This window comes from Gardnerella sp. 26-12, assembly GCF_001660745.1.
Classification (GTDB): Bacteria; Actinomycetota; Actinomycetes; order Actinomycetales; family Bifidobacteriaceae; genus Bifidobacterium; species Bifidobacterium swidsinskii.
In genome coordinates this window covers 1-8999 of the sequence record NZ_LWSR01000097.1, presented here as the reverse complement: position 1 = coordinate 8999, position 8999 = coordinate 1, and the positions used below count along the sequence as shown (strand labels likewise).

The following is an 8999-nucleotide window of genomic DNA, read 5'->3' as shown; positions in this document are numbered from 1 at the left end:
ATTTTTATAGTCTATACTTAATTTTTCTGGTTTAGGTTGAGAATAAGCAAAGTAGTGATGAGATTGAGGAAACAGAATATCTATATCTTGAGTTGAACACAATATTATAGCTTGTGAATCGTGTATTAGCTTATTGCATCCCGCATTATTAGGCTGATTGATATCTCCTGGTATAGCGTATAGTTCGCGATTTAAATTCGTTGCCCATGTTGCAGTATTTAGTGCTCCGGATTGTAATCTTGCTTGAGCAACTATAATTTTTGATGCTAGAGCTGCAATAATTCTATTTCGCAATAAAAATCTGTGGCCTACTGGTGTTGTATCTGGGCATAGTTCGCTAATACACACTCCGCCTTTTGCAATAATTTGTTCAAAAAGCTGATAATTGCATCTGGGGCCCATATGATTTAATCCTCCTGCAAATACAGCAATGGTTTTTCCTGTAGGCTTATTTTCATCTATATCTTGTGCATCTAATGCGCCCCAATGTGCTGCTGCATCAATTCCGTACGCTCCACCAGAAATAACAGTATGACCTTTCGAAGCGCAATCATAAGCAAATTGATATGCGAGTTCTCTTCCGTAGTCTGTGCAAGAGCGTGAACCAACAATAGCAAGTGGATTATGACATTGTGTTAATGTTTGTGGATTCCCTACGCCCCACAAGCATAAAGGTGGTGAGAAATGACTCTGAAAAGCCAAATCTTGTAATTGTTTCGGCCAATATTTGCTGTGTGGTGCAATAATCCATTGCTTTCCGCCACAAGTGAACCATTGACATAGTGATTCATTATTCCATGTCGGCAAATGCAATAATCGAACGCACCATTTTGAAATAGAATTGTGTAGCACTTCTAAAGATTTAGGCGCATTATTGTTGTGATAACCCCACGCTGTTAAGCCCTTCTTGAAATAATTTTCTAAGAGAGCAAGCTCTTTATGTTTTTTTATGAAACTTAACATTGTAGATACTAATTCTTGATTTTTGTTACGTTTTCTTGAGCTAAAAGTTTTAGAATTGGCATCGTTTTCTTGATCTGCTACTTCACTAATAATTGGAAGTTGCATTTGTTGAGCTGAGTCTGTTGATTGTTGTTTCGTATAATTTTTCACAATTGTTTTTAATAGTGAAACAATTTCTTTAGCGCTTTTAGATCCCAATAGTAGTGTGTACATAATTGCATCCACTCCTTCAAGGCAGAATGTAAGTATTGCACGAGATATTGTTTCTTCGTCTGGTGAAGAAAAATCGCTAGATGCACTAATGGTTTCTTTAGTGTTATCCGTGTTGTTTATGCTCTTAGTGTTCATATTCGTGTCCTTAAACTGATAGCTTGTGCCATGTCTGTCATGTCTGGTGAAGTGTGTCCAGAAAGATCAGCAAGTGTCCACGCGAGTCGCAATGCTCTATCTGCTCCGCGCAAACTCAATTGATGCTTTTCTAATGCACGGTTAATAAGTCCTACAGCTTGCTGTGAAGTGTATTTTCTAAGCCACGTTCCAGATGCTTGTGCGTTGCAATCCCAACCTTGTTTTATAAAACGATCGCGAGCAATTTTACGAGCTTCTATTACGTTACCTCGCATTGTTTTGCTATTCAGATACGTGTTTTTAACTGAGTTTTGTGCATTGTCTTGATGATGGTTTGAAATAATAATTCGTTCTACTGGAGGTACATCCATTTGAATATCAATACGGTCAAGAATTGGACCTGAAAGGCGTGAAAAATATCGTGCTCTTTCGCGCTCTTTGCAAGTGCATCTTTCTCCATTTCCGTATGCGTAGCCGCAAGGACAAGGATTTGCAGCAATAACAAGCTGGAATTTAGCTGGATAAAGAGTTGTACCTTTTGAACGAGAAATAGCAATATGCCCTGATTCCAATGGTTCTCTTAGGGTTTGCAATACTCTAGGAGAAAACTCTGGAGCCTCATCCATAAACAGCACTCCGCAATGTGCTCTAGTAATAATCCCAGGTTTTGCAACTCCTGTTCCTCCTCCAATAAGAGAAGCTGCTGAAGCAGTATGGTGAGGTGCTTCAAATGGTGGAATATTGCTAATTCCGTAGTAGGGAAGTGTGCCACAAAGTGAACGAATTGAAGCAACCTCAAGCTGTTCTTGTTCGTTAAGTGGACACATAATGCTTGGTATTCGTGAAGCTAGCATGGTTTTTCCAGATCCTGGAGGTCCAATCATCATCACGTGATGTCCTCCAGCTGCAGCAACTTGTAGAGCCCATTTTGTATGTTCTTGCCCTATTACTTCAGACATATCTCCAATTTCATATTTTGGTTCAATTTGTAGTGGGGAAGTGCTTTCTTCGTGAATTGACGGATTATAATCTTCTTCTCCATTGTTATAATTTCCATTTCGCTCAAGAACTTGCATATGTTTATACGCAGGGTCTTCTTCAATAAGCTTTAGTGATTCCTCGCTCAAACTGCCATGCAATTGCGTCACTAAATCTAAAATATGGTGTATTCCAATAGATTCAATTCCATCTACAAGTTGTGCTTCGGCAAGATTTTCTTGTGGAATAATCATTCGTTTAAAATGCATCTTTTTTGCGTAAAGTGCAATAGGAAGAATGCCTTGAATAGGTAATACTGTCCCGTCAAGATTTAGTTCTCCTAGAATAACTGTATTTTCTAATTCTGTAAGTGGAATATACTTTTCTGCGCTTAGTATGCTTGCTGCGATAGCTAAATCGTATGATGCTCCGCTTTTTGGCATTGAAGCAGGTGATAAGTTTACTGTTATCCTTCCTTCAGGCCATTTGCAATGCAACGCAAAATGAGCTGATTTAACGCGCTCTCTTGCTTCGCTTAATGAAGTGTCAGGTAAGCCGATAATAGAAAAGTTTGGCATATTTCCAGATATAAAAGCTTGCAGCTGAATAGTAAAAGCTTTAAGACCAATAAGTCCTATTGATGTTGCGTTTCCAATATGCATTAGAATGCTCCTTGAACATGCTTGAATTGGATTGATGAATTATCTTCAATTTCTTCCAAGGATTGCAATTCATATGCAGAATCTGGATAAGTGTATTTGTTAATAACGAGAATTGATACAGCATCAAATCGAATACGGTAATGAGGTATGTCGCTTCCGCATTCTTCCAGCCATTTCATACCAGTTGTACGTAATTTGCTACATTTTTCTTGAGTAATTGCTTCAAGTGGAGTGCCACAACGTACGCTTCTTCGAGTTTTTACTTCTACGAATACCAATTTTTGTTCTGGAGTAATCATTACCAAATCTAGCTCTCCATTGCGGCAATGCCAGTTTCTGTCAATAACGTGCCACCCTTTTTGCATAAGTCGCAAAGCGGCGTATGTTTCTCCCAGTTTTCCCAACTCTTTACTTTCAAGAGAATCATCTTGAAGCTCGTTGGACACTTGTTCAAGTTTTTCTTGCAAAAATACTTGAGCAGTTTCAGCGTTGTCAATCTCGTCAAGCGAGATAATTTCATCGTCAATAATGTGTTTTTGTGTAATCATGCTGCTATTTTCTGTGCTTATTGAGCAGTAATCCAGATTTTTTAAGCATTGTGGATAAAAGCTGCATACGGCGTGTTGTATTAGAAATTCAGTATATTTTCCGTATTTTTCTAAAACAAATTTCGCTATTTTTTGCAAACTGTTAATTCGTTATAGCTAATTTTGATAACCACAGGTATGTACGAATGAACCATAGTGGCATATTGTCGTTATCACTTAAATAAATATGTAAACAGAAAACGGAAAAGTAAGCGGATGCGCAAAGTAAGCTGAAGCAAACTAATCTACTGTTTAAAAAGTCGCAAAACTGGAGGGGTATTATGAGCGATATTGAAGAAACGCAAGGAAAGTATCATTTTGAGACCTTGCAATTGCATGTAGGTCAAGAGCAGGCGGATCCGGCAACTGATTCTCGTGCAGTTCCTATTTATCAAACAACAAGCTACGTATTCCATGATTTTGACCATGCTGCAGCTCGTTTTGATTTGCGTGACGCTGGAAACATTTATGGTCGTTTAACGAATTCTACTCAAGATGTTTTTGAGCGCAGAATTGCAGCTCTTGAAAGTGGTACTGCAGCTTTGGCTGTTGCTTCTGGCGCGGCCGCTGTCGACTATGCTATTCGTAACATTACGCAGCAGGGCGATCACATCGTGTCTTCAAAGAATGTGTATGGTGGAACTTATAACCTTCTTCGTCACACTCTTCCTCGAGATGGTGTAACAACTACTTTTGTCGATCCTAAGCATCCTCAAAACTTCGAGGATGCTATTCAACCAAATACAAAGCTTGTATACTTTGAAACTTTCGGTAATCCTAACGCAGATTTGCCTGATTTTGAGACTATTTCCGAGATTGCTCATCGCCACAATCTTCCTGTTTTTGTTGACAATACTTTCGCAACTCCATATCTTTTCCGTCCGCTTGAGCATGGTGCAGATATTGTAGTCGAATCTGCTACGAAATTTATTGGCGGTCATGGTACAACTCTTGGTGGCATTATTGTTGAAGGCGGCAATTTTGATTGGGCTAAAGTCCCTGGAAAATTCCCAACTCTTACAGAAGCTGACCCAAGTTACCACGGTTTGAACTTCTATGAAGCTTTAGGACCTGTGGCTTTTGTGACGCGTATTCGTGCGATTATTTTGCGCGATACTGGTGCTTGCATTAGCCCATTTGCAGCATTCTTGCTTTTGCAAGGCACGGAAACCTTGAGCTTGCGTGTTGAGCGTCACGTTGAGAATGCGTTGAAGGTTGTTCAATATTTGCAAACTGTGCCAGAGGTTGAATCTGTAAGTCATCCTTCTATTGAAGGTCGTTCTGATCACGAGCTTTATAAGCGTTACTTCCCGAATGGTGGAGGCTCTATTTTTACGTTTGATATTAAAGGTGGAAGGGATGCAGCTCGCGTATTTATTGACAATTTACAGCTTTTCTCATTGCTTGCAAATGTTGCTGACGTGAAGTCATTGGTTATTCATCCTGCATCTACTACGCACTCTCAGGAAACTCCTGAAGAATTGGAAGATCAAGGCATTCATGAAGGCACTATTCGTTTGTCTATTGGAACTGAACATATTGACGATATTCTTGCTGATTTACAGCGCGGGTTTGATGCAGTTCGTAAAGCAGGACTTGCTTAAATAGAAAAGAGAAAGCAAAGCAAAAATTATCAATTAAAAATATTCCTGAAGATCCATTACCATTTTATTCGGAGCGCATATTGTATTTGTATGTGCTCCGATTTTTATACATTTTGTAAATTTGTGCATCATACTTTAGGATGAGACGCTAATTTTTTCTCAATAATTTCCGCCTTACGCACGATGGTAATCAGCTGTATTTTTCCGTAAATTTAAGTATTAGCAGTAGATAACTATGCGATTACTACTTTTTAAGAAAAGGAGCAGTTATGAACAGTCCGTACGAAACAAGCTCATACGAGCAAGAAAATGCTTTAGATTTTAGAGCAGATTTTAACCAAAACTTGATTGGTGAAACAGCAGTTGCAGCTTTGCATGTTGTTAAAGATTTTGGCAAGGGTGCAGGCATTGTTCACGCTTTGCGAGATGTAAGCGTAAGTTTTGAACGCGGCAAGTTTACGGCGATTATGGGTCCTTCTGGCTCAGGTAAGTCAACTTTAATGCATTCCTTGGCTGGTCTTGACAGCGTTAATTCTGGAAAAGTTTTGGTTGATGGACTAGATATTACAGGCATGAGCGATAAGCAGCTTACGCTTATGCGACGCGAAATGGTCGGATTTATTTTCCAAAGTTTTAATCTTCTTCCAATGTTTAGCGCTGAGCAAAATATTCTCATGCCTCTTACTTTGGCGGGCAAAAAGCCAGATAAGCAATGGTTTAATACTTTGGTTAATACTCTTGGCTTGCAAAATCGCTTAAAGCATAGGCCTGCTGAGCTTTCTGGTGGCCAGCGCCAACGTGTTGCAATCGCTCGAGCTTTAATCTCTAAGCCTTCCGTAGTTTTTGCAGACGAGCCTACCGGAAATCTTGACTCTGCTTCCAGCTCAGAAGTTTTGCATTTCTTGAAGAAGTCTGTAACGGAGCTTGGTCAAACTGTGATTATGGTTACTCACGACGCTGTTGCAGCCTCTTACGCGGATCGAGCAATCGTGTTTGCAGATGGCCAAATCGTTGAAGATGTGCAAAATCCTACTGCGGAAGGCATGAGCAAGATGCTTATGGAACGCAGCGAGGCTGGTATTAGTAATCAGTCTGCTCAATTGCAATAAAAGGTGGTGAAGTTAGAATGTGGAAAATCGCGCTAAAACTTATGCGTAAAAGCGTGCGCATGCTAATCGCCTCTGGAATTGCAATTCTTATAGGCAGCATGTTTATGAGCGCTACTTTGCTTTTTGTAAACAGTGTTGACGACTTGATGGTTCGCAATGCAACGGAAGAATTCCATAGCGCAAATTATGCAATCTCATCTAAAAGCTCTAACAGTTCTCCGAATAGTGGAATTCATTATAAAGACCTTCATTTAGACGAAATATCGAAGATGCCTGGTGTCAACGGTATTCGTAGTGACGATGCGACTGCGCTTGTAGGAGTAGAAAAAGGTGATAAATCAGTTACAAGTATTGCTTGGTCTAGTGGTTTGTATGGAAATCTTCCCGTGTATAAATCAACAGAAGGTAGAGATCCGCAAAAAATAGGCGAAATTACGCTTATTAAAAGTATTGCTAAATCCATACATGCAAATATTGGCGATACTATAACCTTGGTTAAAGTAGATGAAACTGGCGAAAATAAAGAAAAATCGTACGATGTTCGTGTGGTTGGTCTTGTTGACGATGGAGAACATTCTCAAATACCAATTTCAAATCGCGGCACGTATCTTGGTGGCATAACGAATGATTTTTGTGCAAAACTCAACAATCTTAAAAATTTTGACAATCAAGTTGTGCAAAGCAAAGTGTACATGAGTATTGATGAATCTAAAATAAACGATTTATCTCCTAAGATTAACGCTTTGCTTCCAGAGCAATTTTCTCTTATGTCTAGGCACGAAGTTGGTGTAAGAGCTGTTCGAAGTGTGTCAAACGGCACAAATTTTGTGACTATGTTCTTGCTATCGTTTGGTGTTCTAGCGTTGCTTATTTCTTCGCTTGTTATAGCAAACACATTCCAAGTGCTGGTTGCTCAACGCAGACGCACTCTTGCGCTTTTGCGCGTAATCGGTGCACAATCTCACCAGCTTTATGCTGCAGTTTTGCTTGAAGCTGCAATACTTGGAGTTATTTCCGCGGCTGTTGGTGTGCTTTGCGCAATCGGATTTATGGGCGCAATTAGTAACTTGAATATTAATTCTGGACCATTATCTAAAATTCCTTTGATTGTTTCACTTCCGGCGATTGTGTGGCCAATAGTAATTGGCGCGATTGTAACAGTTCTTGCATCTATGGGTGCTGCGCGATCTGCTACAAAAGTAACGCCTATGGAAGCGTTGCGACCAATGGATTTGATGAAAGATAAGCGTGCAAGCATTATTCGCGCTGTTTTTGGCGTTCTATTTATTGTTGTAGGTATTTTATTTACGGCTTTAAGTTCTACTTCTTTAGCAAGCATGATTGCTCAGCAGTCACCTAATGCTGGTGCTGACTCTTGGAGGACTTTGATTGGAGCAGTTTTTGGATGCGCGCTTGTGTTTATTGGAATTATTATTACAGCAACATTCTGGATGCCGTTTGCTATGAAGGCAACTGGCGCAGTTATGGCACTTTGTGGGCCTGCTTCTAAAGTTGCTAACGCAAACGTGCAACGAAACCCTAGAAGAGTTGCAGCAACTGGAACAGCTTTGCTTATTGGCGTAACTCTTGTTTCAACAGTAGTAACTGGCGCAATCTGCGGTAAAGCAACTCTTAAAGGTGTTGTTGATGACCGTTACAGTGTTGACATTATTATTCAAGGCAAGAATGTTGATGAATCTTTAGCTGCCGACATTTCAAAGATTAGTGGAATAAAGTATACTGAGTTGCTTCCTGCAGTTCCTATGACTTTTAAGAACGCTAAGGGCAAAACTGAGTACGCTATGGCAGCTGGAGTTGATAATGTAAATCAACTTAGAAATGTAATGCACACTGACCTTGATGGCGTTAATATAAACAAAGATTCTGTGCTTTTGCCTAAGTTTAATGATGAAGGTGGAGAGCCTTTTGATCTTAAAAAAGGAAGTCTTAATCTGCAGGCTTATGTAGAAAAGTACAGTTCTGGTGAAACAGACAGTGATAATATTACGCCATTTACTGGCATGAATACAGACTCTAGTAATAACGATAAGAGCATTACTGTAAAGCAAGTTCAGTTTAAGAAGTATCGAAATGTTGGTGTGTATTCAAATAATACTGCTTTTGTGAGCAAATCCTACTTCAATAGCTACCTTAAGCCCACAACACATATGCTGCTTATTTCGGTAGATTCTAGCAAAGCTAATCTTATAGATATTGTTAAAAACATTCGAAATGTTACATCTAGTTATGCGGAGGTTATGGCTGCTGGAAGCGTGTTCCAAAGAGCCCAGTGGGAGAGTGCTATCGACATAATGATGATGTTGCTTGTTGGCTTAATAGCAGTAGCTGTTGTGATTGCTTTAATAGGCGTTGCAAACACATTAAGCTTGTCTGTTATTGAGCGAACCAAAGAATCTGCAACTTTGCGTGCAATAGGCATGACAAGGGGTCAGGTTAGAAGGTCTCTTGCGTTGGAGGCAACGTTAATTTCCTTAACAAGCACTGTTTCTGGATTGGTTATTGGAACAGCATTTGGTTGGATTGGATCCTACATGGTATTTAGCGTAATTGGCAAAGTTCCGTTTGTAGTTGATTGGACTATTTACGCGGTTCTTGCTCTCATCGCTTTGCTTGCAGCGCTTCTTTCCAGCGTGCTTCCAGCTCATAGGGCAGTAAAGTCTTCGCCAGTAGTTGCGCTCGCGGAGGACTAAATTTCGTAAGAACATATGCTGTCTCTTATACACATCT

Annotated in this window: 6 protein-coding genes; 3 read left to right on the top strand and 3 right to left on the bottom strand. The window is 39.8% G+C overall.

From position 1 onward, the window contains the following. The 3 genes from dprA to A5295_RS05070 form a co-directional block, all read right to left on the bottom strand. The coding region (gene dprA, locus A5295_RS05080; protein ID WP_231875292.1) for a DNA-processing protein DprA at nt 1–1188 on the bottom strand (1188 nt) is incomplete at its 3' end. Between the two features lie 119 nt (nt 1189–1307). After that, on the bottom strand, nt 1308–2951 hold the full coding sequence (locus tag A5295_RS05075) for a YifB family Mg chelatase-like AAA ATPase (protein ID WP_064621976.1): 1644 nt from the start codon (nt 2949–2951) through the stop codon (nt 1308–1310). Next, nucleotides 2951–3499: a YraN family protein gene (locus tag A5295_RS05070; protein WP_033888751.1), complete on the bottom strand. Its 549-nt coding sequence runs from the start codon at nt 3497–3499 to the stop codon at nt 2951–2953. Before A5295_RS05070 ends, A5295_RS05075 begins: the two co-directional genes overlap by 1 nt. A 320-nt stretch (nt 3500–3819) precedes the next feature. Between A5295_RS05070 and A5295_RS05065 the strand changes: the two genes are divergently transcribed. The 3 genes from A5295_RS05065 (at nt 3820) to A5295_RS05055 (ending at nt 8962) form a co-directional block, all read left to right on the top strand. Beyond that, a complete protein-coding gene (locus A5295_RS05065) occupies nt 3820–5142 on the top strand; it encodes an O-acetylhomoserine aminocarboxypropyltransferase/cysteine synthase family protein (RefSeq protein ID WP_064621975.1) in 1323 nt (440 codons plus the stop codon). 269 nt (nt 5143–5411) lie between these two features. Next, nucleotides 5412–6251, top strand: coding sequence for an ABC transporter ATP-binding protein (locus A5295_RS05060; protein ID WP_082915503.1), 840 nt, complete (start codon nt 5412–5414; stop codon nt 6249–6251). 17 nt (nt 6252–6268) lie between these two features. After that, complete coding sequence (locus A5295_RS05055) at nt 6269–8962, top strand: ABC transporter permease (protein WP_064621972.1); 2694 nt, start codon at nt 6269–6271, stop codon at nt 8960–8962. Nucleotides 8963–8999: the final 37 nt, after the last annotated feature.

Coding starts and splice junctions, on each gene's coding strand:
- A5295_RS05075 (WP_064621976.1), bottom strand. CDS start 2,951: ATGCATATTGGAAACGCAACATCAATAGGACTTATTGGTCTTAAAGCT.
- A5295_RS05070 (WP_033888751.1), bottom strand. CDS start 3,499: ATGATTACACAAAAACACATTATTGACGATGAAATTATCTCGCTTGAC.
- A5295_RS05065 (WP_064621975.1), top strand. CDS start 3,820: ATGAGCGATATTGAAGAAACGCAAGGAAAGTATCATTTTGAGACCTTG.
- A5295_RS05060 (WP_082915503.1), top strand. CDS start 5,412: ATGAACAGTCCGTACGAAACAAGCTCATACGAGCAAGAAAATGCTTTA.
- A5295_RS05055 (WP_064621972.1), top strand. CDS start 6,269: ATGTGGAAAATCGCGCTAAAACTTATGCGTAAAAGCGTGCGCATGCTA.